At 63.7% G+C, this 25852-nt stretch carries 30 protein-coding genes; 25 read left to right on the top strand and 5 right to left on the bottom strand.

Going from position 1 to position 25852, the window contains the following annotated elements; genetic code table 11:
• Positions 1-65: 65 nt before the first annotated feature.
• On the top strand, positions 66-665 hold the full coding sequence (gene rimM, locus LB556_RS15280) for a ribosome maturation factor RimM (RefSeq protein ID WP_224568393.1): 600 nt from the start codon (positions 66-68) through the stop codon (positions 663-665).
• Complete coding sequence (trmD, locus tag LB556_RS15285; protein WP_224568395.1) at positions 662-1360, top strand: tRNA (guanosine(37)-N1)-methyltransferase TrmD; 699 nt, start codon at positions 662-664, stop codon at positions 1358-1360. The genes rimM and trmD overlap by 4 nt, the downstream gene beginning before the upstream one ends.
• Here trmD and LB556_RS15290 read toward each other — a convergent pair.
• Complete coding sequence (locus LB556_RS15290; RefSeq protein WP_224568397.1) at positions 1342-2094, bottom strand: sulfite exporter TauE/SafE family protein; 753 nt, start codon at positions 2092-2094, stop codon at positions 1342-1344. The genes trmD and LB556_RS15290 overlap by 19 nt on opposite strands.
• Positions 2095-2429: 335 nt before the next feature.
• On the opposite strand from LB556_RS15290, the gene rplS reads away from it, so the two are divergent.
• The 6 genes from rplS (at position 2430) to leuC (ending at position 7440) form a co-directional block, all read left to right on the top strand.
• On the top strand, positions 2430-2981 hold the full coding sequence (gene rplS / locus LB556_RS15295; RefSeq protein ID WP_013892267.1) for a 50S ribosomal protein L19: 552 nt from the start codon (positions 2430-2432) through the stop codon (positions 2979-2981).
• 245 nt (positions 2982-3226) lie between these two features.
• Positions 3227-4024, top strand: coding sequence for a transporter substrate-binding domain-containing protein (locus tag LB556_RS15300; protein ID WP_224568398.1), 798 nt, complete (start codon positions 3227-3229; stop codon positions 4022-4024).
• A 103-nt stretch (positions 4025-4127) separates the two neighbouring features.
• On the top strand, positions 4128-4937 hold the full coding sequence (locus tag LB556_RS15305) for an amino acid ABC transporter permease (RefSeq protein ID WP_224568400.1): 810 nt from the start codon (positions 4128-4130) through the stop codon (positions 4935-4937).
• A gap of 55 nt (positions 4938-4992) precedes the next feature.
• Positions 4993-5628, top strand: coding sequence for a class I SAM-dependent DNA methyltransferase (locus tag LB556_RS15310; protein ID WP_224568402.1), 636 nt, complete (start codon positions 4993-4995; stop codon positions 5626-5628).
• 90 nt (positions 5629-5718) lie between these two features.
• On the top strand, positions 5719-5961 hold the full coding sequence (locus LB556_RS15315; protein ID WP_224568727.1) for a hypothetical protein: 243 nt from the start codon (positions 5719-5721) through the stop codon (positions 5959-5961).
• A 69-nt stretch (positions 5962-6030) separates the two neighbouring features.
• On the top strand, positions 6031-7440 hold the full coding sequence (gene leuC, locus LB556_RS15320; protein ID WP_224568404.1) for a 3-isopropylmalate dehydratase large subunit: 1410 nt from the start codon (positions 6031-6033) through the stop codon (positions 7438-7440).
• Positions 7441-7476: 36 nt separating this feature from the next.
• On the opposite strand, the gene LB556_RS15325 is transcribed toward leuC, so the two are convergent.
• A complete protein-coding gene (locus tag LB556_RS15325) occupies positions 7477-7794 on the bottom strand; it encodes a hypothetical protein (protein ID WP_224568406.1) in 318 nt (105 codons plus the stop codon).
• Between the two features lie 150 nt (positions 7795-7944).
• On the opposite strand from LB556_RS15325, the gene LB556_RS15330 reads away from it, so the two are divergent.
• A complete protein-coding gene (locus tag LB556_RS15330) occupies positions 7945-9141 on the top strand; it encodes a sensor domain-containing diguanylate cyclase (RefSeq protein ID WP_224568408.1) in 1197 nt (398 codons plus the stop codon).
• A gap of 76 nt (positions 9142-9217) precedes the next feature.
• On the top strand, positions 9218-10435 hold the full coding sequence (locus LB556_RS15335; protein WP_224568410.1) for a sensor domain-containing diguanylate cyclase: 1218 nt from the start codon (positions 9218-9220) through the stop codon (positions 10433-10435).
• On the opposite strand, the gene LB556_RS15340 is transcribed toward LB556_RS15335, so the two are convergent.
• Positions 10419-10826 (bottom strand): hypothetical protein, encoded by a 408-nt coding sequence (locus LB556_RS15340; protein WP_263485283.1) that lies wholly within the window; start codon positions 10824-10826, stop codon positions 10419-10421. The genes LB556_RS15335 and LB556_RS15340 overlap by 17 nt on opposite strands.
• A 246-nt stretch (positions 10827-11072) precedes the next feature.
• Between LB556_RS15340 and LB556_RS15345 the strand changes: the two genes are divergently transcribed.
• From LB556_RS15345 to LB556_RS15380, 8 genes are all read left to right on the top strand, one after another.
• Positions 11073-11498 carry a hypothetical protein gene (locus LB556_RS15345; protein ID WP_224568412.1) on the top strand — a complete coding sequence of 142 codons (426 nt, stop codon included), beginning with the start codon at positions 11073-11075 and terminating at the stop codon, positions 11496-11498.
• A gap of 255 nt (positions 11499-11753) precedes the next feature.
• Positions 11754-12170 (top strand): succinate dehydrogenase, cytochrome b556 subunit, encoded by a 417-nt coding sequence (gene sdhC / locus LB556_RS15350; protein ID WP_224568414.1) that lies wholly within the window; start codon positions 11754-11756, stop codon positions 12168-12170.
• On the top strand, positions 12170-12565 hold the full coding sequence (gene sdhD / locus LB556_RS15355; RefSeq protein WP_224568416.1) for a succinate dehydrogenase, hydrophobic membrane anchor protein: 396 nt from the start codon (positions 12170-12172) through the stop codon (positions 12563-12565). Before sdhC ends, sdhD begins: the two co-directional genes overlap by 1 nt.
• 4 nt (positions 12566-12569) lie before the next feature.
• Positions 12570-14405: a succinate dehydrogenase flavoprotein subunit gene (gene sdhA, locus LB556_RS15360; protein WP_224568418.1), complete on the top strand. Its 1836-nt coding sequence runs from the start codon at positions 12570-12572 to the stop codon at positions 14403-14405.
• A 2-nt stretch (positions 14406-14407) separates the two neighbouring features.
• Positions 14408-14842, top strand: a complete 435-nt coding sequence (locus LB556_RS15365; RefSeq protein ID WP_224568420.1) for a DUF3052 family protein — start codon at positions 14408-14410, stop codon at positions 14840-14842.
• Positions 14842-15621: a succinate dehydrogenase iron-sulfur subunit gene (locus LB556_RS15370; protein ID WP_023771886.1), complete on the top strand. Its 780-nt coding sequence runs from the start codon at positions 14842-14844 to the stop codon at positions 15619-15621. Before LB556_RS15365 ends, LB556_RS15370 begins: the two co-directional genes overlap by 1 nt.
• 386 nt (positions 15622-16007) lie before the next feature.
• Positions 16008-17651: an LTA synthase family protein gene (locus LB556_RS15375; RefSeq protein ID WP_224568422.1), complete on the top strand. Its 1644-nt coding sequence runs from the start codon at positions 16008-16010 to the stop codon at positions 17649-17651.
• 248 nt (positions 17652-17899) lie between these two features.
• The gene (locus LB556_RS15380; RefSeq protein ID WP_224568424.1) at positions 17900-18532 is read left to right on the top strand and encodes a YceH family protein; all 633 of its coding nucleotides are present in this window, start codon (positions 17900-17902) and stop codon (positions 18530-18532) included.
• 174 nt (positions 18533-18706) lie between these two features.
• Here the strand turns inward: LB556_RS15380 and LB556_RS15385 are convergent, their stop codons facing one another.
• On the bottom strand, positions 18707-19132 hold the full coding sequence (locus LB556_RS15385) for an OsmC family protein (protein WP_224568425.1): 426 nt from the start codon (positions 19130-19132) through the stop codon (positions 18707-18709).
• Between the two features lie 211 nt (positions 19133-19343).
• On the opposite strand from LB556_RS15385, the gene LB556_RS15390 reads away from it, so the two are divergent.
• From LB556_RS15390 to LB556_RS15400, 3 genes are read left to right on the top strand one after another with little or no spacing between them, the layout of a single operon-like run.
• Positions 19344-19571 carry a hypothetical protein gene (locus tag LB556_RS15390; protein WP_224568426.1) on the top strand — a complete coding sequence of 76 codons (228 nt, stop codon included), beginning with the start codon at positions 19344-19346 and terminating at the stop codon, positions 19569-19571.
• The gene (locus LB556_RS15395) at positions 19568-19924 is read left to right on the top strand and encodes a YciI family protein (protein WP_224568427.1); all 357 of its coding nucleotides are present in this window, start codon (positions 19568-19570) and stop codon (positions 19922-19924) included. The genes LB556_RS15390 and LB556_RS15395 overlap by 4 nt, the downstream gene beginning before the upstream one ends.
• A 7-nt stretch (positions 19925-19931) precedes the next feature.
• Entirely contained in the window at positions 19932-20606 is a 675-nt protein-coding gene (locus tag LB556_RS15400) for a hypothetical protein (RefSeq protein WP_224568428.1), read from the top strand.
• Positions 20607-20826: 220 nt separating this feature from the next.
• Here the strand turns inward: LB556_RS15400 and LB556_RS15405 are convergent, their stop codons facing one another.
• Complete coding sequence (locus tag LB556_RS15405) at positions 20827-22086, bottom strand: ubiquinone biosynthesis hydroxylase (RefSeq protein ID WP_224568429.1); 1260 nt, start codon at positions 22084-22086, stop codon at positions 20827-20829.
• A 99-nt stretch (positions 22087-22185) separates the two neighbouring features.
• Between LB556_RS15405 and tesB the strand changes: the two genes are divergently transcribed.
• The 4 genes from tesB (at position 22186) to LB556_RS15425 (ending at position 25677) form a co-directional block, all read left to right on the top strand.
• Entirely contained in the window at positions 22186-23046 is an 861-nt protein-coding gene (tesB, locus tag LB556_RS15410; protein ID WP_224568430.1) for an acyl-CoA thioesterase II, read from the top strand.
• 301 nt (positions 23047-23347) lie between these two features.
• Positions 23348-23686: a P-II family nitrogen regulator gene (locus LB556_RS15415; protein WP_006327120.1), complete on the top strand. Its 339-nt coding sequence runs from the start codon at positions 23348-23350 to the stop codon at positions 23684-23686.
• A gap of 31 nt (positions 23687-23717) precedes the next feature.
• Positions 23718-25073 (top strand): ammonium transporter, encoded by a 1356-nt coding sequence (locus tag LB556_RS15420; protein WP_224568431.1) that lies wholly within the window; start codon positions 23718-23720, stop codon positions 25071-25073.
• 328 nt (positions 25074-25401) lie between these two features.
• Positions 25402-25677, top strand: coding sequence for a hypothetical protein (locus LB556_RS15425; RefSeq protein ID WP_224568432.1), 276 nt, complete (start codon positions 25402-25404; stop codon positions 25675-25677).
• The last annotated feature ends 175 nt before the right edge of the window (positions 25678-25852 follow it).

Consider the following 25852-nt stretch of genomic DNA (forward strand, 5'->3'; position numbering starts at 1 on the left):
TCCTCGGGTCTGCGCAGCCGCTCCGCGCCTGCTCCGCCCGTGGATGACGAAGGTAAAAGCGCCCGATGAGCAAGCCCCAAAACCCCGTCCAGATGGCCGTGATCGGCGCCGCCCACGGCATCAAGGGCGAGCTCAGGGTGAAAACCTTCACCGGCGACCCGATGGCGCTGGCCGACTATGGGCCGCTCTACGCCAGGGACGGCCGTGCCTTCCAGATCACCGACATAAGGCCCGCCAACACCGTCGTCGTGGTGCGCTTCAAGGGCGTCAGCGACCGCAACGCGGCCGAAGCGCTGGCCGGCACGGAGCTGTTCGTCGACCGCTCGATGCTGCCCGATGACGGCGAGGAGGACGAATTCTACCATGCCGACCTGATCGGGCTGGAAATCCGCGACGACACCGGTGCGGCGATCGGCAAGGTCGTCGCGGTGCATAATTTCGGCGGCGGCGACATCCTCGACGTGACGCTCGCCGGGCGCAAGGGCGTGCTGATCCCGTTCACGCAGGCCGCCGTGCCTGCCGTCTCGATCGCCGAGGGCTTCGTCCGCGTCGACCCGGTGGCGGCGGGGCTGGTCGAGGACGAGGATGGCGAGGCGCCGCGCGAAGACGATTTCGACCCCAAGGGCCGGCCGCGCGGACCGCGTGACGCCGGGGGCAACCGGTGAGTTTTGCCGCGTCCGTGCTGACGCTCTATCCCGAGATGTTTCCGGGCGCGCTCGGACTGTCGCTGGCCGGGCGGGCGCTGGAGGCGGGCGCATGGTCGCTTGATGCGATCCAGATCCGCGACTTCGCCACCGACCGCCACCGCACCGTCGACGACACGCCGGCCGGCGGCGGCGCCGGCATGGTGATGCGCGCCGACGTGCTGGCCAGGGCGATCGATCACGCCTCGCCGGAAGGGGATTTGCGGCCGCGGCTCTTGATGAGCCCGCGCGGCAAGCCGCTGACGCAGGCGCGCGTGCGCGAACTGGCCGCCGGACCGGGTGCCGTCATCCTGTGTGGCCGCTTCGAAGGCGTCGACCAGCGGGTGATCGACGCGCGTGGGCTGGAGGAAGTCTCGGTCGGCGATTTCATCCTGTCGGGTGGCGAGCCAGCCGCCCTCGTGCTGCTCGACGCGGTGGTGCGGCTGCTGCCCGGCGTGATGGGCAATGCCGTCTCGGGCGAGGAAGAAAGTTTTGAGAACGGCCTGCTCGAACATCCGCATTACACGCGGCCGCAGGAGTTCGAGGGCCGGGAGATTCCCGAGGTTCTGATCTCCGGCAATCATAAGAAGATCGCGGCTTGGCGGCGGGACCAATCGGAGAGATTGACCAGGGAGAGGCGGCCCGATCTTCTGGGCGCTCAGCCCTTGCCGAAATAGTAGAACGCCAGAAACAGGCCGACGGCGATGACGAAGCCGCGCACGACGTTCTGCGGCACGCGCTTGGCGATCCACACGCCGGCATAGCCGCCGAGCGCACCGCCCGGGATCATGACGATCGCCTGCGGCCAGGCGACGACACCGCCCGACACGAAGACGACGATGGCGACCGCCGCGATGACCACGGCCAGCATGTTCTTCAACGCGTTCAGCCGGTGGTAGTCGCCGGCTTGGGTCAGGCCGAGCGTCGCCAGCATCATCACGCCCATGCCGGCGCCGAAAAAGCCGCCATAGATGGCGGTGGCGAATTGCGCCAGCGAACCGGCGAACGAGCCCACGGCCGCTTCATGCCCGGGTTTCGGCGCCGGCTTCAGCCAGGGCCCGGCGGCAAACAGCGCCGTCGCGCCCAGAAGCAGCCACGGCACCAGCGCGCGAAAGGACGGATTGTCGAGCGCCAGCAGGATCAGCGCGCCGGCCAGCGCGCCGACCGCCGAGATCAGGCAAAGCAGCAGCGCGCCGCGCCAGAAATGCCTGATGTCGGCCCAGTAAGCGAGCGTCGAGGTGATGTAGCCTGGAAACTGCGTCACCGACGAGGTGGCGTTGGCGACGATCGGCGGCACGCCGACCAATGTCATGGCGCCGAAGGTGATGAAGGTGCCGCCGCCGGCGACCGCGTTGGCGGCGCCTGACAGAAAGCCGGCCAGGAAGAGCAGGATGGCGTCGAAGACAGACATGGAAGGCCGCCCTTGAGAAGTGTGCTATGTCCGGCTTAGAAAGCTTGCCGGACCGACGCAACCCGGCACGGCGGGATTAAGATGGTGCCATGCTGGGGCCATGCCGGTAAAAAATGCGTGGGCAAGGCGTGACAAAGCGCCGAAATAGCTGTATGTGCCCGCCCGTACCGGCAAGAACAATCTTCCGGACCCGTCAACAATGACGGTGTAGTCGCCCCTGTCCGATGTCGAGACAAATGTCTTGGAGGCAAAGGACATAGCCGAGCGGTCGAAAAGAACTGCAAGGCGAGCGTAGGGCGCTCTGACTGTCGGAAGAACAAGAAGTGGATTTTCAGATGGATCTCATCCGTCAGCTCGAGGCCGAACAGGCCGCCAAGATCGAAGCCAAGCGCAAGCTCCCCGAATTCCAGCCCGGCGACACCGTGCGCGTCCAGGTCCGCGTGACCGAAGGCACCCGCACCCGCGTCCAGGCCTATGAGGGCGTCGTCATCGCCCGCGCCGGTTCCGGCTTCCAGGAAAATTTCACCGTCCGCAAGATCTCCTACGGCGAAGGCGTCGAGCGCGTGTTCCCGGTCTACTCGCCGATGGTCGAAGGCGTCGAGATCGTGCGCCGCGGCAAGGTGCGCCGCGCCAAGCTCTATTACCTGCGCGACCGTCGCGGCAAGTCGGCCCGTATCTCGGAAAACACCGGCGTGCGCGCCCGCAAGCTCAATGATGAGGAGCGCGACGCGCTGAACGCCGAGAAGGCCCGCATCGAGGCCGAGAAGGTCGCCGCCGCCCAGGCGCTGGCCGCCGAGACGGCCGCCAAGGAAGCCGCCGAGAAGAAGGCAGCCGCGGAGGCCGAAGCAGCAGCCAAGGCTGCCGCCGAGGCGACCCCCGCCGAATAAGATTTCGGCAATGATTTTGGAAAAGGCGGCTCCGGCCGCCTTTTTTCGTTTGGCCACGACCGACGAAAAACTGATCGCGGCACGGACTGTCCTCGAAATCGTATCCCGGAAGCACTCGAATCCACGTTGATGCGCAACGTCGCGGCGGACCCGTCTTGCAAGGCGCTTGTGGAAAGCTAAAGTCGGCGCCGGATTTCCTGTAAGCCCGGCCCATGTCCGGGCGCTTTCAGTTTAGGGAGTGTGTCATGACCAAATCGAAACTGCTGCTGGCCGGCCTGCTGGCCCTCGTCCTGGCGCCCGTCGCCGCCTTCGCGCAGGCGCTGCCCGATCTCGGCGGCAGGATAGTCGTGGTGGTGACGGAGAACGCCTATCCGCCGCTGCAGTTCATCGATGCCAAGACCGGCAAGCAGATCGGCTGGGAATATGACGCGATGAACGAGATCGCCAAGCGGCTCAATTTCAAGGTCGAGTACCAGAGCACCTCCTGGGACGCGATGATCCAGGCGGTTTCCGACAACCAATACAACATCGGCATGACCGGCATCACCATCAAGGACGACCGCAAGGAGAAGGTGGATTTCTCCGACCCGTATATGCGCTCGGAACAGTTCATGCTGGTGCGCGGCGATGAAAGCCGCTTCACCGACGCCAAGACCTTCGGCGCTTTCAAGGACGGACTGATCGGTGCACAGGCCGGCACCACACCGTTCTACACCGCCGTCTACAGCGTGCTCGACGGCAATGAGCAGAACCCGCGCATCAAACTGTTCGAGACGTTTGGGGCCACGGTGCAGGCGCTGAAGTCTGGCGACGTCGATGTCGTGCTGACCGACGGCACCGCCGGCAAGGGCTATGTCGACGCTTCGGAGGGCAAGCTGAAGCTGATCGGCGGCCCGCTCGGCACCGAGGATTTCGGCTTCATCTTCCCCAAGGGCTCGGATCTGGTGAAGCCGGTCAACGCGGCGATCGCGGCACTCAAGGCCGACGGCACGCTGGATGCGCTCAACAAGAAGTGGTTCCTTGACTACAAGATGGGGCAGTGAGCCGTTTTGGCGTGGGCGGGGACGCGCGGGAATTCGCGCCGACTGTGCGGTTGAATACCCTGGCGCGTCCCTCTCGCGATTCCTGCGGCGCCGACCTCTCCTGATGGCGCCGCCCTCCTCCGACAAACCCGAATTTCCCTGGTGGCTGGCCGTTGCCGGCATCCTTGCGCTGGCCGCCGCCCTTTTCATCGCGACCAGCGATCTCTATGCCCAGGTCTTCGCCACGGTCGTAAAGGGTGTCGGCATCACCGTCTTCGTCACCGTGGTCGCCTTCGCCCTGGCATCGGCAATCGGTCTCGGCATCGCGCTCATGGGCCTGTCGGGTTCGGCCTGGTTGCGGCAGATCGCCCGCTTCTATGTCGAGATCATCCGCGGCGTGCCGATCCTGGTGCTGTTGTTCTGGATCGCCTTTGCCGGCGCGCCGGCGTTCGTCGCGGCCTGGAACGCGCTGACCGCGCCGCTGCAAGGCGCCGGCATTCTCGGCGAACTGCTGGTGCGCGACGTGTCGTTGCTGTGGCGCGCCATCATGGCGCTGACCATCGGCTATTCGGCCTTCATCTCGGAGGTTTTCCGCGCCGGCATCCAGTCGGTCGAGAAGGGCCAGATCGAGGCGGCGAAGGCTTTGGGGCTGAGCCGCGCGCAGCGCTTCCGGCTGATCGTGTTCCCGCAGGCGATCCGCACCATCCTGCCGCCGCTCGGCAACGATTTCGTCGCCCTGGTCAAGGATTCCTCGCTGGTCTCGGTACTCGGCGTCGCCGACATCACCCAGATGGGCAAGGTTTATGCCGCCGGCTCATTCCGCTTCTTCGAGACCTATTCGATAACAGCCTATATCTATCTCATCCTCACTGTCGGCCTGTCGCTGGCGCTGAGGGCGCTGGAGCGCCATTTGCGCCGCCAGCACGAGGAATAGTTTTTCGGCGAAGACGGCACGACGCCGAGGTGCCTACCGGAGGAGGAGCATGCCCATGAACATCGACAAGGCCAATGCGGCGCTGGATTCCGTCTATGGTGCCGACACGCCCGAAACGCTGGCGCAGGCCTATGCCGCATGGGCCGCGACCTATGACAGCGAAACCGCTTCGCTCGGTTACCTGCTGCCGTTCCTGATCACCGCCTGGGTGGCGCGCCATGTGCCGGCGGGCGCGGGGCCACTGCTCGACGCCGGTTGCGGCACCGGTCTGTCGGGACCTTCGCTGAAGGCGCTCGGCTACGCCGACATTGCCGGGCTGGACCTGTCGGACGACATGCTCAAGATCGCCGGCAGCCGCGATGCCTACAGCGAATTGAAAAAGGCGATGCTGGGTGGACCGCTGCCCTGGCCGGACGGACATTTCCGCGCCTTCTTCTCCACCGGCGTGTTCACCATCAGCCACGCGCCGGCCTCAAGCCTGCACGAACTGGTGCGCATCACCGGGAAAGGCGGCCACGCCATCTTCACCGTGCGCGACCAGGTGTTCGAGAGCGGTGGCTTCCAGGCCGTGTTCGAGGCGCTGGAGCGGGCAGGGAAGTGGCGGGCGGTCGAACAGAGCCCGTGGTTCCGCTGCTATGCCATCGCCGAGCCTGATGCGCTGGTGAAGACTTTTGTGTTCGAGGTGGTTTGAGCGGCGCCTTCTTCCTTCTCCCCTTTGGGAGAAGGTGGATCGGCGCGTTAGCGCCGAGACGGTTGAGGGGTGCGTGAAGGATCGCCATCCTTGCCAAGCTGGAACACCCCTCATCCGTCGCCTTCGGTGACACCTTCTCCCACAAGGGGAGAAGGAAGAAGCGCTCGCGACACGCCGCAATTGCCGAAAACCCAAAACATTGCTATCTACCCGGCCATGGAAGAGCTTTTTGGCGATCCGGCTTACAAGGGATTCGTGCTGCAGGACAGAAAACGCCTGCCGTCGCGCTTTTCTTCGCGCGTGTCCGGAGCCCTGACCAGCCGACTTCGCTGATCGCCGACGGCCGGCCGCAGGCTTGCGGCATCAGCTTCTTCCCATCCTCATATCGACGGATTTACGCACATGAGCGCACCGCGCACCCTCTACGACAAGATTTTCGACGACCATGTCGTCGACCGCCAGGACGACGGCACCTGCCTGCTCTATATCGACCGCCACCTCGTCCATGAGGTGACCAGCCCGCAAGCCTTCGAAGGCCTGCGCATGAGCGGCCGGAAAGTCCGGCATCCGGAAAAGACGCTGGCCGTGGTCGATCACAATGTCTCGACCTCGCCCGAGCGCAAGTTCGGCATCAAGAACGAGGAAAGCCGCATCCAGGTCGAGGCGCTGGCCAAGAACGCCAGGGATTTCGGCGTCGAATATTATTCCGAGAACGACATCCGCCAGGGCATCGTCCACATCATCGGTCCCGAGCAGGGCTTTACGCTGCCGGGCATGACCATCGTCTGCGGCGACAGCCACACGTCGACGCATGGCGCTTTCGGCGCGCTGGCGCACGGCATCGGCACGTCCGAGGTCGAGCATGTACTGGCCACGCAAACGCTGATCCAGCGCAAGGCCAAGAACATGCTGGTGCGCGTCGACGGCGTGCTCCCGGAGGGCGTCACCGCCAAGGACATCATCCTCGCCATCATCGGCGAGATCGGCACCGCCGGCGGCACCGGCTATGTCATCGAGTATGCCGGCGAGGCGATCCGTGCGCTGTCGATGGAAGGCCGCATGACGATCTGCAACATGTCGATCGAGGGTGGCGCGCGCGCCGGCCTGATCGCGGCGGACGAGACCACCTTCGCCTATGTCAAGGACAAGCCGCGCGCGCCCAAGGGCGCTGCCTGGGACGCGGCGCTCGAATACTGGAAGACGCTGCAGAGCGACGAAGGGGCACATTTCGACAAGGTGATCGTGCTCGACGCGGCCAAGCTGCCGCCGATCGTCTCCTGGGGCTCCTCGCCCGAGGACGTCGTCTCCGTGCAAGGCATCGTGCCGAACCCGGAAGACATCACCGACGAGAACAAGCGCACTTCCAAGCAGCGCGCGCTCGACTATATGGGCCTGACGCCGGGAACGAAGATCACCGATATCGCGCTCGACCGTGTCTTCATCGGCTCCTGCACCAATGGCCGCATCGAGGACCTGCGCGCCGTCGCCAAGGTGGTCGAGGGCAAGACCGTCAGCCCGCATGTCGATGCCATGATCGTGCCAGGCTCCGGCCTGGTGAAGGAACAGGCGGAAGCCGAGGGCCTCGACAAGATCTTCCTCGCCGCCGGTTTCGACTGGCGCGAGCCGGGCTGCTCAATGTGCCTGGCCATGAACGACGACCGGCTGAAGCCGCATGAACGCTGCGCCTCGACCTCGAACCGCAATTTCGAAGGCCGCCAGGGTTTTAAGGGCCGCACCCATCTGGTGTCGCCGGCGATGGCGGCGGCGGCGGCGATCGCCGGCCACTTCGTCGACATCCGCGACTGGAAATGAGCCAGGCTCGGCTTGATCCGAGCCAAGTTGCTCGGGTCAAGCCTTGCCGTCGCGCCGGATGAGTTCGTGGAATTCGTCCCGGCGCCCGGGCTCGTCGGGTGCAACCACAAGCGCCAACTGCTGCTCTTCGAAGACTTTGAACCACTCGTCCCATTCAACGAGCTCATAGCCACCGGCATTGATGGGCCGCTCCGGCTGGTCCTGGTCCTGGTAGGCATGCTGGCCGAAGACCAGCCTCAGCATGGGCTGAGTCCCAGCCTCGGGAGATATATCGACGATTGCCGGAAAGCCCGCGCGCCCGGCAGCCCAGTCCCGGATTGCCTCGTGGTCGGTCAAAGTGATCGTGTCGGCCATGGCCTGCTCCTAGATCGTGAGTTCAGGAACGCTGGCGAGGGCACCCGGTTCCTCCGCCGACATATCGCGCCAACACCCAGGCTTAACGGCTTGTTTGGTGTTGCCCTCTATGGTCTTCCCCGACGTCAAACGAAGGGAAATCACGGTCCTTTGGACACTGGCCTGTTGATAGCGCTGCTCAATCCGACGATCGCGCTGGCGCTTGGCGCGGCGTTCCTCGTCCTGTGGTTCCATCAGCGCCATCGGCCCTATCTGGCGGTGCTGGCGCTCAGCTACTGCGCCTCGGCGCCCGGTTTCCTGTTCCAGTATTTCACCTTGCCCATCGGCGTGGCGCCGACCAAGCTGGTGTCGAACATCTGCTTCACCATCGCCGCCTGCTGCCTGTCCGGCGCCATCATCGCGCGCTACGGCAGGAAAGTGCCCGGCGTGGCGATCGCCGTGCTGGCGGGCGGCGGCCTGGCGGCATTCGCGTGGTTCCTGTTCGTCACGCCGGATCTGACCTGGCGCATCCTGGCGATGAATTTCGGTTTCGGCGGCGTCAGCCTGCTCGTCGCCGCCGAACTGCGCCCGGTGCGCAACAACGGCCCGACGGAGATGATCCTGTTCGTGCTGTCGCTGCTTTGCAGCGTCAATTTTTTCGTACGCACGCTGGCGGTCGTCATCGCGCACGGGCCTTTCGTCGGCTATGACGGCTTTTACGGCTCGTCCTACTGGACGACGGCGCTGTTGTCGCACGCGCTGCTGTCGCTGCTGATCGCGCTCTGCCTCTTCACCGCCGCCGCACTCGACGTGATGAAGGCACTGAAGGCGGAAACATATACCGACCCGCTTTCAGGGCTGCTGAACCGCCGAGGTTTCGAGGATCGCGCGGCCATGCTGCTGCAGCATTGCACCATGGCCAAATTCCCGGTGGCGATGGTTTTGGCCGACCTCGATCATTTCAAGGCCCTCAACGACGTGCACGGTCATGCGGCCGGCGACCGGGTGATCGCGGACTTCGCAGCCAAGCTGCGCTCGGCGACAGGAGCACGGGGTGCCGCCGGACGCATCGGCGGCGAGGAATTCGCCGTGCTGCTGCCGCTGACCGATCTCGCCGCCGCGCGGCTATTCGCCGAGGCAGTGCGCACACTCTATTCGGCCGGCGGCGTCGACGGGCTTCCCGCCGGCACGAAGGTCACCGCCAGCTTCGGCGTGGCGGCGCGCAGCGGCGAGGAGGGGCTGGAACCCTTGATGCGCCGGGCCGACGAGGCGCTTTACAAGGCCAAGAAAAACGGCCGCGACAGCGTGCGCCTCTCCTACGAGCGACCGGAGACGACGTTCGTGCCGGAGCCGCTGGGGGCTGTTTGACAGCAGGCGTCAATGTCCGGCGTTAACGTCTTTTTCGCCGGTCGATGCTTAGCTTCCGGCGGGGGTTCGAGAATCCATGACCGGCGCCAATTTCATCCTGTTGATCAACCTGTCGGTCGCCGGCCTGCTGGCGGCATCCTTCATGGCGGTCTCGTTCCACGATGCCGGCCGCCTCCCGGCGCGCTGGCTGGCGGCAGGCTATGTCCTGGGCATGGCCTATTTTGCCATCGAATTCAGCATCCCAGCCGTCAGCGACGCGCGGCTTGCGGTGGTCGCCGCCTTCGCCGTCTTCCTTGGCGCCACCATTGCCTTCAATGGCGGGCTTGCCCGCAAATATGGCGTGGCGCCGCCATGGACGCCGATGCTGTTCTTCCTGGCCGCAACCACCATCATCGTCTATTTCGTGCAGGATCTGCCACGCCAGTCGCTCACCCGCATGATGGCCTACCAGCTTCCCTACGCCGCGATGCAGTTCGTCGGCCTTGGCATCGTCTGGTCGTCGAGACAAAGCCGTGGCCGGCTCGATCTGATCCTGATGGCGGTGCTGGCGGCCAGCGGCCTGCAGTTTGCCTCAAAACCCTTTATCGCGCATGCGCTCGGCGGCTGGGGCGCCAATCCGCAGGCCTATCTGCAAAGCAGCTATGCGCTGGTGTCGCAGTCGCTCGGCACTGTCTTCGGGCTGGCGCTGGCGCTGCTCATTCTGGCCATCCTGGTCCGCGACGTGCTCGCCGAGGTGACGTCGAAGTCGGAGGTGGACACGCTGTCGGGTCTGCTCAACCGTGGCGGCTTCACGCGTCACGCGGAACTGGCCGTGCACGACGCCACGCGCCTGGCCATGCCGGTGGCGATGGTCATTGCCGATCTCGATCATTTCAAGGCCGTCAACGACAGCTTCGGCCATGCTTCCGGCGACCGGGTGATCGAGGTGTTCGCCGGCCTGCTGCGAGAGGCGGCGGAGGATCATCACGTGGTCGGCCGCATCGGTGGCGAGGAGTTCGCCGTTATCCTGACAGGCGCCAATCTTGCAGCCGCCCGGCTGTTCGCGGAAGGCACCCGCAACGCATTCGGTGCATTGCCCATCAGCGGGCTGCCGGCCGACAGCCGCTGCTCGTCGAGCTTCGGCATCGCCGAGCTTCACATGGGGGAGGGTTTCTCCGACCTGATGCGGCGTGCGGATGAAGCGCTCTACCTGGCAAAGAACGCGGGGCGCGACTGCGTGCGTGTCTCCAGCGGGCCAGCCGATGGGCGGGCCGTGGCAAAAATCGGCCAGGCCCGTATCAGCGGCAGGGGCTGAGTTCCGGCATCTCGCCGTCGGAAAGGCCATACATATAGGAGCGGCCCTTGACGAACACGGGCGGGCGATAGCAGCCGCCGTCGCCCGAAATGTCGTCTGATTCGTTCTGGTAGATCACCTTGGGCTGGCCGGCGCTGGTGTAGTCGGACAGTTGCCTGGCCAGCTTGCCTTCGCCGACGATGATGCGCTTGTAGCCGGCGGCGCTGTCGATGACGAGATTGCCGAACGAATCGGCATAGACGCGGTCATGATGGCGCAAGCCGGCCTCGGCCGGCGCGGCCACCGCAACCACAAGTGCTGCCAGCGTAACGACCGCGAGGCTTGTCCGCGCTGATTTGGCCCGCACTGATTCGGAACGCACTGATTTGGCCCGCACTGGTTTGGAACGCATGTCGCTCTCCTTCGTCGGCGCGAGAGAGATCGCGCCCGATCTGATCCGAATCGGAAATTAACCTTTTCTTAACCTTTGTTAAGGGGAGGAGCGGCTGCGTGGCTGGTTCTTAATGAACATGGTTAATTTTTGCCGCCGCGCTCGAGCCCCCGACGATATCCGCGGCCGTTTGGCGGGGCCCGTCGGGGGTGAACTTGATCTTGGCGCGTCGCGTGGCTAGCGTGCCCCGGCATGAGGGGGCAGCGTATGATATTTGGCCGAACGATTCGGGTGTCGTTCGTTGTTCCGCTGCTTGTCGCGGCCGCTGCCTGTGTGCCGCAGGACGGCGCGCCCAAGCCAGCAAACACGGTGGCACCCGTGGTGTCGCCTGCCGCCCCTGCCCAGCAACAGTCCGCGCCACCGGCGACCAAGATCATCACGGACCTCACGGCGCCGCGCGCCACCACGGGCACGGCCACCTACAGATGCGGCAATGGCGCCGCGATCACCATCCAGAATCTCGGCACGTCGCTGCGCGTCGTGGGGCAGGAAGGCGTGACCGAGGACTTCGCGGCTTCGCCGGCCAACCAGAGCAGCCGCTATCAGGCGGTGACGCATGACGCGATCGTGATCGACGGGCGCGAGGCGCTGGTGATGAAGAAGGGCTCGACGCCGCAGACCTGCACCCGCTGATGCCGATTCTGGCACGGCAGCGCCTGGGCCAGACATGCTGCACTGCAGCGACATCGAGCCGGCTTCGGGTGTTCGGCCGCTAATCGATTGAAGCCGCGTGCGGCCTTTTAGTCAGACTAAATTACGTTTTCAAAACGGTTTTCTGGCTTTGACGCGGTGCAAAAAGAGCATTAGAAACCGGCTGTCCGAAGTCGCAACCGGAGGCGGCAATGCCGCATTTCCACCCGAGGCAGGAGACGCCGAACTGGGGGAGCCATGAGCAAATCACCAGCCACCCGAGCCAGACGCGAACGGCCGCTTTCGCCGCATCTGACGGTCTACCGGCCGCCGATCACCATGACGATGTCGATCATCCATCGCATCACCGGGGGCGCGCTTTATTTCGGGACGCTGCTGGTCGCCGTCTGGCTGATGGCGGCAGCAAGTTCACAGGGTGCTTTCGATCTCGTGAACTGGGCTTTCAGCACATGGCTCGGGCGGCTCATCCTGTTCGGCTACACCTGGGCGCTGATGCATCACATGCTGGGCGGCGTCCGGCATCTGATCTGGGATACCGGCGCCGGCCTTGAAAAGCATACGGCCTCGAAGATCGCCTGGGCGACGCTTGCCGGCTCGATTCCGCTCACCTTGCTGATCTGGATCGCGGGCTACATGGCGCGGGGAGCTTTGTGATGAGTGCGAAGAACACCGACATGCGCACCCCGCTGGCCAGGGTGCGCGGCCTGGGCTCGGCCCGCGAAGGCACCGGGCATTTCTGGCGCCAGCGGCTGACGGCAATCGCCAACATCCCGCTGACGCTGTTCTTCGTCGGCTTTCTCATCGCGCTCAACGGCGCCGGCTACATGCATGTGCGCGCGGCGCTCGCCAACCCGTTCGTGGCGCTGGTGATGGCCCTGGTGCTCATCTCGCCGCTCTACCATATGCGGATCGGCATGCAGGTGATCATCGAGGACTATGTGCATGCCGAAGGCATGAAGCTGGCGCTGATCGCCCTCAATACATTCTTCACCATAGCGGTCGGCGTCGCTTCGCTCTTCGCCCTGCTGAAACTGGCATTCGGAGGCTGAAGTCTTGGCCCAGGACACGAAATCAGCCAACACGGCAGGCTACAGCTTTGTCGACCACAAGTTCGACGTGGTCATCGTCGGCGCCGGGGGCGCGGGCCTGCGCGCCACGCTCGGCATGGCCGAGCAGGGCCTGCGCACCGCCTGCATCACCAAAGTGTTCCCGACCCGGTCGCATACGGTCGCCGCGCAAGGCGGCATCGCCGCCTCGCTGTCCAATATGGGTCCGGATTCCTGGCAGTGGCACATGTACGACACCGTCAAGGGGTCGGACTGGCTGGGCGATGTCGACGCCATGGAATACATGGTGCGCGAGGCGCCGGCGGCGGTCTACGAACTCGAACATTACGGCGTGCCGTTCTCGCGCACCGAAGAAGGCAAGATCTACCAGCGGCCGTTCGGCGGCCACATGATGAATTACGGCGACGGCCCGCCGGTGCAGCGCACCTGCGCCGCGGCCGACCGCACCGGCCACGCCATCCTGCACACGCTCTACGGCCAGTCGCTGAAGAACAATGCGCAATTCTTCATCGAATATTTCGCGCTCGACCTAATCATGGAGCCGGACGGCACCTGCACCGGCGTCGTGGCATGGAATCTCGACGACGGCACCATCCATCGCTTCTCGGCCAAGATGGTGGTGCTGGCGACCGGCGGCTACGGCCGCGCCTATTTCTCGGCCACCTCGGCGCACACCTGTACCGGCGACGGCGGCGGCATGGCCGCACGGGCCGGGCTTCCCCTCCAGGACATGGAGTTCGTGCAGTTCCATCCGACGGGCATTTACGGCGCCGGCTGCCTGATCACCGAGGGCGCGCGCGGCGAGGGCGGCTACCTCGTCAACTCCGAAGGCGAGCGCTTCATGGAGCGCTATGCGCCGTCGGCCAAGGACCTCGCCTCGCGCGACGTCGTCTCGCGCTGCATGACGCTGGAAATCCGCGAAGGCCGCGGCGTCGGCAAGAACAAGGACCACATCTTCCTGCACCTCGATCATCTCGATCCGGCGGTCTTGCACGAAAGGCTTCCGGGCATTTCGGAGTCGGCGAAAATCTTCGCCGGCGTCGATCTGACCAAGGAGCCAATCCCGGTGCTGCCGACCGTGCACTACAATATGGGCGGCGTGCCGACCAATTACTGGGGCGAGGTGCTCAACCCGACGGCCGAAAACCCCGACCGGGTCTCGCCCGGCCTGATGGCGGTCGGCGAGGCGGGCTGCGCGTCGGTGCATGGCGCCAACCGGCTGGGCTCGAACTCGCTGATCGACCTCGTCGTGTTCGGCCGCGCGGCCGCCATACGCGCCGGCCAGGTGATCGACCGCAAGGCGGCGATCCCGTCGCCGAACGAAGCTTCGGTCGAAAAGATCATGGAGCGCTTCGACAAGCTGCGCCACGCCAACGGCTCGACGCCGACGGCGGTCCTGCGCGAAAAAATGCAGCGGGCGATGCAGGAAGACGCCGCCGTGTTCCGCACGCAGGAATCGCTCGAAAAAGGCTGCGAGCGCATTTCGCAGATCTGGGGCGAGCTCAAGGACATCAAGGTCACCGACCGCTCGATGATCTGGAATTCGGACCTCGTCGAGACGCTGGAGCTGGAAAACCTGATGGCCAACGCCATCACCACCGTCTATGGCGCCGAGGCCCGCAAGGAGAGTCGTGGCGCGCATGCGCGGGAGGATTTTTCCGCTCGCGACGACGCCAACTGGCGCAAGCACACGCTCGCCCATCTCAGCGAGGACGGCAAGGTGACGCTGACCTACCGGCCCGTGCACACCGAGCCCCTGGTGGCCGAAAAGGACGGCGGCATCAGTCTCGCCAAGATCGCGCCGAAGGCCAGGGTGTATTGAGCATGGCGACGGCGGCGGGATATTCAGCTACGCCCCTTCCGGCCAAGCTCGGCCTGAAGGACGGCATGGTCGCCGCCTTCATCGCACTGCCGGGGGAACTCGAATGCCTCACCGAAGCGGCGAATTTCGCTTCTGTCGACCGGCTGGCCGAATGGTCCGGCATTTCCGGTGCGACCCTGAAATACGACGCCGTCCACGCCTTCACCAGAGAGCGCGGCGAGATCGAGAATAGTCTCGGCGATGTCAAAGCGGCGATCAAGCGCGACGGCATGGTCTGGGTCTCCTGGCCGAAAAAGGCCTCGAAAGTGGCCACCGACGTCACCGAGGGCGTTGTCCGCGCTGAAGCTCTCAAGCTCGATCTTGTCGACGTCAAGGTCGCTGCGTTGAATGAAGTCTGGTCCGGGCTGAAGCTCGTCATCCGAAAGGACCTGAGGTAATGGTCGAACTCACGCTCCCCAAGAATTCCAAGGTCCAGCAGGGCAAGACCTGGCCGAAGCCCGAGGGCGCGACGAACCTGCGCGAATACCGCATCTACCGCTGGTCGCCGGACGATGACGAGAACCCGCGCATGGACACCTATTTCGTCGACATGGACGATTGCGGGCCGATGGTTCTCGATGCCCTGCTGTGGATCAAGAACAAGATCGACCCGACGCTGACGCTGCGCCGCTCCTGCCGCGAAGGCATTTGCGGCTCCTGCGCCATGAACATCGACGGCTCGAACACGCTCGCCTGCACCAAGGGCTGCGACGACATTTCAGGCGCGGTCAAGATCTATCCGCTGCCGCATATGCCCGTGATCAAGGACCTGGTGCCAGACCTTACCAATTTCTACGCCCAGCACGCCTCGATCGAGCCGTGGCTGAAGACGGTGTCGCCGACGCCCGCCAAGGAGTGGCTGCAGAGCCATGAGGACCGCGAAAAGCTCGACGGGCTCTATGAGTGCATCCTGTGCGCCTGCTGCTCCACATCGTGCCCGAGCTACTGGTGGAACGGCGACCGCTATCTCGGCCCGGCGACGCTGCTGCAGGCCTATCGCTGGCTGATCGACAGCCGCGACGAGGCCAAGGGCGAACGGCTCGACAATCTCGAAGACCCGTTCCGGCTCTATCGCTGCCACACCATCATGAACTGCGCGCAGACCTGCCCCAAGGGGCTGAACCCCGCGAAGGCGATCGCCGAAATCAAGAAGATGATGGTGGAGAGACGGGTTTAGGAGGCCTAGCGTCCTGTCCCCGTTCGAAAACTTGGCCGCTCGATCGGAACGTCGAATTCGCTGACGGTCCAGGTGACGCATGACGCCGCCAACCAGCGCCATGGCATTAGACGGCGTGGTGATTGCCGCGGACGACCTTGGAATCTGCCTTGCTCGGCCATCTCTTGCATGGGCCGCTGACCGCGAGTGAATTGTTGACGCGCCAAACGCCACGATCATCATTTCCAAGCATGTCGCTCGGCAGAACGGAGGATACTTCTCGGCGGCTTACATTAGCAGCAACGTAAATAATCGTTTGTTGTAACCGGAGTCGCACAGCATTGTCTTAGTATAGTTTTAAGCTATCTTCGATATCCACCTTGAGATCGTCGCTCGAGTGTAAAGTGATGCGCAGCTTTATCATGACTCGCTACCGGCTGTCTGGATCTTTGATCAGTGCCGCAACAGTGGGGTCGCTCACTTGGCTCGTGTCGCTGATCTATTTCCAGGAGAAGGCGCTACTCGCGGCTCTTGGCTTGGGAGCCCTGATCCCACTCTTATTGCTGGATCACATCCGGAATAAAAAGCCTGACCAGTCAAAAAGCAGGTGGTTCAAAGTCTATTTCTCGCTGGTCCCCTGCTTGCTTTTCCTTGTGTATGTCTATCTCGAAAGCGTCTTCGGCTATTTTGATTGGGGCGCGATGCTCATGCATGTCGATGCGGGCATTCTGACGCCCGGTGTCGTTCTCGAATATCTGATGAATACCGGAAGCACGATACTAATCATTACAGTCGTTCTCTTCGGCCTTGGCGCGCTGAAGGCGCGTGGCACGCTGACAAGAGCATTGGACGTTGCCTTGATGGCAGTCTTTCTGGCGGCAAATCCAATGCTGACGCGTCCGATCTCGGCAGCGATCCATCCCAACCCGCTGCATGATTTCCTGTCCAAGCGGTTCGTCGATGTCACTTCCTTGACAAAGCCGGAGGCTGGAACAGCGTCAGTCGCCGTCGCGCGGAAGAACCTCATTCATATTTTCATCGAAAGCGCCGAGCGTACCTACATGAACGAGGCCGAGTTCGGCGATGTCATGGGTCCGCTGCTAGAATTCGATAGGCGTGGCCTTTCGGCAACCAACATGGTGCAGCTTGCCTACACCAACAACTCCATGGCCGGGATGGTGGCGGCGAACTGCGGAACGCCGTTGCTGATGACGTATTTCACGACGCGCCAGTATCTGGAGGAGAATTCGCAATTCCTGCCAGGCCTGACCTGCCTGGGAGACATTCTGAAGGCGCGGGGCTATCAGCAGAATTTCATATCCGGTTGGCCGCTCAGCTTCACCGGTCAAGGATCATTCTTTGCCACCCACGGCTACTCGTCGCTCTTTGGCGGATCGGAGGTTGTGGCTGCCGTCCCCGGAAAAGGCAGTCCTTTTGGAGCCGACGACGCCCAGGTTCTGGCTTTGAGCCTCGACGTTATGCGGCATGCGCAGCGGGCCGGCGAACCGTTCTCACTGACGATTGCCGTCAGTGGCGGACATGCGATGGATGGCTATCTGACTGATGAATGTATCGGCAAGACAGGGCTTCCTCCCCAAGCCCCACATATTCTTCATGCGGTGAAATGCACAAATATGCTCATCGCGGACTTCATCCACAAAGCCGAAGCCGAAGGTCTGATGGCGAACACAATTCTTGCGTTGCAAAGCGACCACCTCAGCGCGCCGAGCACAGTCACGGATCGCTTGAACCAATACGAACGACGCAACTTTTTCTCGGTATCGGGGGATGGCATTCCTTCCAAAGCGTATGCCGGACTGTCTGGCACGATCGACATATTTCCCACCATTCTGGACGCGCTAGGTTTGCTGCCGCGCAATGGCCAGGCTGCCTTTGGCGTGTCGCTGCTCGGGGATCGACCGGCGCTGGCTCAGGAACTTGGACAGGCTCGGTTCGATAGCTCGATCTATGCCGAGGACGTGCTCGTCAGATCGTTCTGGCAGCTGAAACCGGCGCGGACGGCTGTGGCGTCTGGGGCTGATGCACGCTAGAGCGGTTCAGCGTTTGATAGAATCGCTGAACCGCTCTAGCTCTTTGTTTTCACGCAGTTCCGGACGGAAAACCGCTGCGCACTTTTCCTGGAATTGCTCTAATGCCGACGCGAGCGCCGGGACAGAAGATGATGCTCGAGCGGCGGTAGAGCGGCTTAGGCTCATATGCAGCGATGACGTTCCGGCCTGTCGCAACGCTTCGATGTCTGTCAAAATCATCCGCGCCGACAAACAGCGAATAGTTATCCATGACCGATTCTGACCTTCCCATCCTGTCTCCCGTCGAGGCGCGGCTTCTCGGCTGCCTGATCGAGAAGAGGGAGCTTACCCCGGACGTCTATCCGCTGACGCTCAACGCGGCGCTTGCGGCGGCCAACCAGAAGACGGCGCGCGACCCTGTCATGGCGCTGGAGCAGACAGAGGTGCACCGGGCACTGAAGCTCCTCGAACAGAAGGGACTTGTGCGGCAGATGTTCGGCTCGCGCGTGGAGCGCTACGAGCATCAGATGGCGCAGCGCTTCTCGCTGACGACGCCGCAGACCGCGTTGCTCGGCCTGCTCCTGCTGCGCGGGCCACAGACGGCGCACGAACTCCTGGCGCGCGCTGAGCGCATGACGCGTTTTTCGTCGATCGAAGACCTGCGTACCGAACTCGACATGCTGATCGGCCGCCGGCCGCCGCTGGTCCAGGAAATCCCGCGCGGGCCTGGCCAGCGTGAGGACCGCTACGTGCATCTCCTCTCCGGACCTGTCGATGCCGCGGCGCTTTCGGCGCAGCGCAGCGTGGCTGCAATGCCCGTCTCCGACCTGGAAGCGCGGTTGGAGGCGCTGGAGCAGGAAGTCGCGGCATTGCGCGCCAGGCTTGACGCGCTCGGAGCTTAGAGCGGTTCAGCTTTCGATAGAATCGCTGATCCGCTCTAACTCTTTGTTTTCACGCAATTCCGGACGGAAAACCGCTACGCACTTTTCCTGGATTGCTCTAGCTGCGTCGACGCGCTTGGGCGACCTGCCCTCGTCCCGCGCCCATGGCGCGTCGATGCGTTTACGCGGCCGGTTTCACCCGAGCCTGGTGTCGAGCGACACGTTGATCGCGCCGAGCGCCTTGGAAACCGGGCATTCGGCTTTGGCCTTCTCGGCCAGTTCCTTGAATTTCCCAGCGTCGATGCCGGGCACCTTGCCGACCAGCGTGATGGCGCTGCCGGTGATGCCGGTACCGGGAACCAGCGTCACCACGGCCTTGGCGTCGAGCTCTTCCGCCGGCGTGCCGTTCTCGGCCAGGAAATGCGACAGCTGCATGGCGTAGCAGCCGGCATGGGCGGCAGCGATCAGTTCCTCCGGATTGGTGCCGGATTTGCCGCTCTCGTCCTCGAACCGCGCCTTGAACGAATAGGGCGTGGACTTCAAGGTCCCGCTCTGGGTGTCGAGCGTGCCCTTGCCCTCTTTCAGATTGCCTTTCCAGACGGCGTTTGCGGTGCGGTCCATGGAGTCCTCCTGGGTTGTCGTGAACTGGTCTTGGGTCAGCGTCCAGCCAACTATAGCGCGGGCGTGCGTGAAGACCACTGCGCTGTTTGGACCACGGCACGATGACGGTCCCTTTCCTCCGGGAAAAATAAGCATGCAAGAATGTCGGCTTCCATCCCGGCCGGCCGTCCTGCGGGGCGGCCACGGGATTTGTGGCCGGATGGAGGTTCACATGGACAATCTGTTTTTTGCACTGTGGAAGAGGCCGGGCCGCGGGCTTCAGCGACGGGAAGAGTTCTGGCTGGCCTCGCCGGCGTCCGGCTTCGGCAGGCTGCTGGCGGCGGTTGCCGTCATCGCGGTCGCGGCATGCCTTCTCGATCATGCGGCGGCGGTCGCGGGCAAGACTGACACGATTGCCGCCGCATCCCATGGTTTGCCGCAAAAAGGGAGCTTGAAATGAAATATGTCTGCCTGGTCTATGGTGAGGAAAAACACCTTCATGCACTCACCGCCGATGGCGGCGCCAAGCTCGACGCCGACTCGCTGGCCTATGACAGGTTGCTCGCCCAGCAAGGCAAGCTGATCATCGCGCAAGCGCTGCAGCCGGTGAAAACGGCAAAGACCGTACGGCGGCGCAAGGGCAAGCAACTGCTCACGGACGGCCCGTTCGCGGAGACCAAGGAACAATTGCTCGGTTTCGTCATGGTCGAGGCCGCCACTCTCGAGGAGGCGCTGGACATCGCCGCCGGCATTCCGCTGGCCGAACTCGGGATGATCGAGGTCCGGGCTGTTTACGACGTCCCGGGGTCGTAGGCGCAAATTGGCGGCCGGGGTCGTGAATCGGCTTGTTACTCGCCGAAATTCACCTGCCGCAAATGGAATTTTCTTCGCCGGAGGCAGCTCTCGCGTGTTGAAGCAACGCGACAGTTCTCCTATCGTCGCCGGGATTTTCGGGGATTTGGACATGCCTTTCCTGATTGCTGTCCTTGGCGTGCTCGGAGCGGCGGCGTTCTGGTGGTACCGGATGAAGGCCATGAACGACGCCGCGCGCGAGGTCGCCGACGTCGTCGGGCGCGTGCAAGGCAACATCAGGCGCAAGAAGCTGCGCAGCCAGGCCGCACTCTCGCCGTTGACGGCGATCGACGATCCGGTGGTCGCCGCCGCGACGCTGATTACCGCATTGGTTTCGGAAGATGGCCCGGTTCTGCCGCTGCGCGAGGCGGTCATCCGCGAGGTGATTTCGCAAATCGCGGAGAGCCAGAAGAAGACCGACGAGGCGGTTGTCTATGCCAAGTGGGCTGCCGCGCAGGTCGGCGACACCACCATGGTCATCGACAGGTTGGCGCCCTTTCTGCGCGAACGCCTCGACCCGAACGAACGGGACGATCTGCTACGGATGCTGAACCGGGTGGCTCAGGGCGGAGAGCAGCGCGTGAAGATAGCGGATCAGCGCATGCTGCGGCTGCGCCAGAAGCTCGGTTTCGAGGTGAACTGAGGGCTCGCCTTCTCGTCATTCCATGGCGGAGCAAGGAGCGCAGCGACGCGGCGCAGACCATAGAATCCATTCCGTTACGTATAGCCGTTGCAGCGGTGCAGAATTGTGCTCGGCTGCATCCTTCGACCAAGGTCACGGCACGGATCCTCGGGTCTGCACGTCCGCTTCGCTCCCGCTCCGTCGGTGGACGACGTCGCGGCCTCGGCCAATTGCCAGGCCATCAGATCGCCTCGCCCTTCAGCAGGCGCGGCGTGCCGGCCGAAAGCCCCGACGCCTGGCGAATGAAGAACTCCTTCAGGCGTGGCATGCGTTCGACGAGGCCGAGGCCGATATCGCGGACGGTGCGCAGCGGGGCGATGTCGTTGGAAAACAGCCGGTTCAGCACGTCGGTCGTGACACCCATCTGCACCGTATCGAAACGGCGCCATTGCTGGTAACGTTCCAGCACGTCGAGCGCGCCGATGTCCTGGCCGAGCCGGTCGGCTTCGACGATCACCTCGGCAAGTGCGGCCACGTCCTTGAAGCCGAGATTGAGGCCCTGGCCGGCGATGGGATGGATGCCATGAGCGGCATCGCCGGCAAGCGCGACGCGCGGTGCGACGAAGGCGCGCGCAAGGGTGAGGCCGAGCGGCCAGGCGCGCGGCTTGTCGGCGACGCGGATGTCCCCGAGCTTGAGGCCGAAGCGCTGTTCGAGTTCATGCTCGAAGACGAGATCGTCGCCGCCCACGAGCGCCTTGGCATCCTCCGTCCGTTCGACCCAGACGATCGACGAGCGGTTGGTGCCGTCCTCGTCGGGCTTCAGCGGCAGCGTGGCGAAGGGGCCGGCGGGGAGGAAATGTTCCTCGGCGCGGCCGTTGTGCGGGCGTTCATGCGCCACGGTGCAGACGATGCCGGACTGGCCGTATTCCCATTTCACCGTCTTGATGCCGGCCATGTCGCGCAGTTTCGAATTGACACCGTCGGCGGCAACCAGCAGCCGCGCCGTCAGCGCGGCGCCGTCGGCCAGATGCACCGAGATGCCGGCGCCGCTGGTTTCGAAGCCCTGCACGGCGACGCCTTCGATGATGTCGATGCCGAGCTTTTCGGCCCTGGCCCGCAAGGCGCCGTTCAATGCTTTGTTGGCCACCATGTGCGCGAAGGGCTCGCCCGGCGCCACCTCGCCGCCGAAGGTCAGGAAGACCGGGCGCACCGGATCGGCGCTGCGTGAATCGGTGATGATCATCTCGGTGATCGCTTGCGCCTTCGGCGCGATCTCGGCCCAGACGCCGAGCTGGTCGAGCATGCGGCAGGCGGCCGCGGCGATGGCCGAGGCGCGGCCATCCCTTTGCCAGGAACCGGCCGGCGCGGCATCGACCAGCGCCACGGCAAGACCCGGGCGAGCCTGCTTCAGCGAGACGGCGGCGGCCAGGCCGACATAGCCGGCGCCGGCGACGAGGACATCGAGCCCGGATCTGGTCTTGGCATCCGCGTTGCGTTCCATTGTCTTGGCTCCTTGCTTGCCGCCCGGGGCCGGCGCCCTTGACGGCCCGTTCTTCCTGTCGGAAACCGCCATAGCAATTTTGCGGCGAGGTCACAAAACATGACGGCGGCCATGGACGAGCTTCTGCGCATTCTCGACCTCGAGAGGCTGGAACACAATCTGTATCGTGGTCGCAGCCCCCAGGTAGAGTGGCAGCGGGTGTTTGGCGGCCAAACGATCGCGCAAGCGCTGGTGGCGGCGCAGCGGACCGTGGAGCCAGACCGTTTCGTGCATTCGCTGCACGGCTATTTCATGCGCCCGGGCGACATCAAGGTGCCGATCATCTACGAGGTCGATCGCATCCGCGACGGCGGCTCCTTCACTACGCGGCGCGTGCTGGCGATCCAGCACGGACAGGCGATCTTTTCGCTGGAGGCTTCGTTCCAGGTCGACGAGAAGGGGCTCGAGCACCAGTTCGCGCTCCCCGACGACGTGCCGCCGCCGGAGGGCCTGAAGACGCAGCGGCAACTGCTCGAAACCGCCGACCGGGTGCCGGAGGCGGTGCGCCGTTTCTGGGCCCGCGAGCGACCGCTGGAACTGCGGCCCGTCAATCTCCAGCACTATGAAAGCCGCGACAAGCTGCCGCCCCGGCAGAATGTCTGGATCCGCCTTGCCGGCCCGGTTCCCGATGATCGCGCGCTGCAGTCGGTGCTGCTCGCCTACCTCTCCGACATGACGCTGCTCGACACCTCGACCTTCGCGCATGGGCGCGGCCTGTTCGATCCCGACATCCAGGCCGCCAGCCTCGACCATTCGATGTGGTTCCACCGGCCGCATTCCCTCGATGGCTGGCTGCTCTATGCGCAGGACAGTCCGTCAAGCTCGGGATCGCGTGGCTTCAGCCGCGGCACGCTCTATGCCCGTGACGGCACGCTGATTGCCTCGATGGCCCAGGAAGGCTTGATCCGGCTCAAACGTTGAGCGCTACAGGAGGCTTGTTCGCGCATATTCTTTTCCGAAAATGGGTTCCCCTTTTCGGAATCATGTTCAAAGCCGGCAAAATAGGCAATTTCGAAAAACTGCACACTTTTTGAGCATGCGATGCACCGCAGGCGCCGACAGCTGCTGGCTCCCGCCGCTCCATTTCCTTTGTTTACAACAAGTTAACAGGCTGCTTCCGCACTTGGCACGGAGCTTGATTTATCGTGAGCACTCTCCGGCTCTTTGGGATCGGTGAAGTCGTGCAAACGCGGGTCACCGCAACAGCAAAGGGTGAAACCTTATGAAAATCGTGATGGCAATCATCAAGCCGTTCAAGCTGGACGAGGTACGCGAAGCGCTTACCGCCGTCGGCATCCAGGGCCTGACCGTCACCGAAGTCAAAGGCTACGGGCGTCAGAAGGGGCATACTGAAATCTATCGGGGGGCGGAATACGCGGTCAGCTTCCTGCCGAAGATCAAGATCGAGGTCGCGGTCGGTGCCGACATGGTCGACAAGGCCGTCGAAGCCATCACCGCCGCGGCGAAGACCGGTCAGATCGGCGACGGCAAGATCTTCGTCTTCGGCATCGACCAGGCGGTGCGCATCCGTACCGGCGAAACAGACACCGACGCGCTCTGAGCGGCGAACACGTATTCCAATGGAGAGTTCAATGAATATTCCTTCCACCTTCAAGACGACGGGAAGGGCGGCCCTCCTGGGTTCGCTCGCTCTCGCAGCATTGGGCAGCGTCGCCGCTTTCGCGCAGGAAGCCGCACCCGCCGCCGCGGCTGCCGCACCGGCTGCTACTCCGGCCCCGGTTCTCGATACCGGCAACACCGCCTGGATGCTGACCTCGACGGCGCTGGTGCTGATGATGACCATTCCGGGCCTGGCGCTGTTCTACGGCGGCATGGTGCGCAAGAAGAACGTGCTTGCCACCATCATGCAGAGCTTCGCCATCACCTGCCTGGTGACGGTGTTGTGGTTCATGTTCGGCTATTCGCTGGCCTTTTCCGACGGCGGCGGCATGAACGCCTATCTCGGCGGCTTCTCGAAATTCTTCCACCACGGCATCACCACCTCGACGCTGTGGGCGCCGGGCGTGGCGAACATTCCTGAATTCGTCTTCTCGATGTTCCAGATGACCTTCGCCATCATCACCCCGGCGCTGATTGCCGGCGCCTTCGCCGAGCGTATGAAGTTCTCGGCGCTGCTGATCTTCATGGCGCTGTGGCTACTGGTCGTCTATGCGCCGATCGCGCATTGGGTCTGGGGCGGCGGTTTCCTCGGCGCCGCGGGCGTTCTCGACTTCGCCGGCGGCACGGTCGTCCACATCAATGCCGGTGTCGCGGGTCTCGTCTGTGCGCTGGTGCTGGGCAAGCGTGAAGGCTACGGCACCACCAACATGGCGCCGCACAACCTCGTCTACTCGGTCATCGGCGCATCGCTGCTGTGGGTCGGCTGGTTCGGCTTCAACGCCGGTTCGGAACTGGCGGCCGACGGCCTTGCGGGTGCCGCCATGCTCAACACCCAGGTTGCCACCGCCGCGGCGGCCCTGGCCTGGATGTTCGCCGAATGGATCATCGCCAAAAAGCCTTCCGTGCTCGGCATCATCTCGGGCGCCGTCGCCGGTCTCGTCGCGGTGACCCCGGCTTCCGGCTTCGTCAACCCGACCGGCGCCTTTATCGTCGGCATCGTCGCCGGCGTGGTCTGCTACATCTCGGCGGTAAAGGTGAAGCACATATTCGGCTATGACGACTCGCTCGACGCCTTCGGTGTCCATGGCGTCGGCGGCATCGTCGGTGCGCTGCTCACCGGTGTGCTCGCCGATCCGGCGATCAACAGCCTGTCGTCGGGCGCTTCGCTCGGCAAGCAGCTCTATGGCATCGTCTTCACCATCCTTTGGACGGCGATCGCCACCTTTGTCATCCTCTACATCGTCAAGGCGCTTGTCGGACTGCGTCCGTCGACCCAGGAAGAGATCGAAGGTCTCGACATTTCCCAGCATGGCGAAGTGGTGCCATAAGGCATCCTTGCCAAGGGACCGGCGGAACCCTCCTCCCGCCGGTCCCGGTTTTTGCCCGTGTGGCTCCAAGTGGAAAACCGCTGCACGCTTTTGGCGGAATCACTTTGAAAAATCCCGTCGTGACGCTCCCGCAAGGAGGTCACGCCTTGAGGCCCGGATCGCATCCGGGCCTCTTTTTTGGCAAATTCGTTCTGCCCCAACCCAGGTCCGCGCAATCACGTTCGCGTGAAGACTCTTTCAGAGGAAACATTGACCGCCCTGGCTTCGAACTGTGGGGACGATCGCCGTTTCCGACGATCGTTTTTAAACACAGGGAAGGAATTTTCTCATGAATCTCAAGTCTATCTGCCTGGGAGCGCTTGCTCTTTCCATGGTCAGCGGCGTTTCATTTGCCGGTGCACTGGATGAGCCGGATAACATGGCGCCGTTCTTCACCGATTCCAGCATGAAAACCATGAAGCCCATGGCGGAATTCAAGACTGCTTTCATGGCCATGCCGATGGAAAAGCAGGAAGCCATGAAGAAGGAATGCCAGGACGCGGCGATGAGCAAGCCGCATGCCGAATTCTGCGCCAATGTGCAGGCGCTGGGTGGGGCCAACTGAGACAGCACGGGTCAAGCCATCGAGCGTGACCCCGCTGCCATTGCAGGGAGATGGCGGGCCGAGAGGCTCGCCATCGCCGTTTGCGCAGGTGGTCGCCGCCCGGCCATGGTTAATGCGCCCTTAACCTTCCCACGCCTAGTCTTGCATCCGAATCTGCCGGAGTGCGTCATGCGCT

Source organism: Mesorhizobium sp. ES1-4, from assembly GCF_020164745.1.
Classification (GTDB): Bacteria; Pseudomonadota; Alphaproteobacteria; order Rhizobiales; family Rhizobiaceae; genus Mesorhizobium.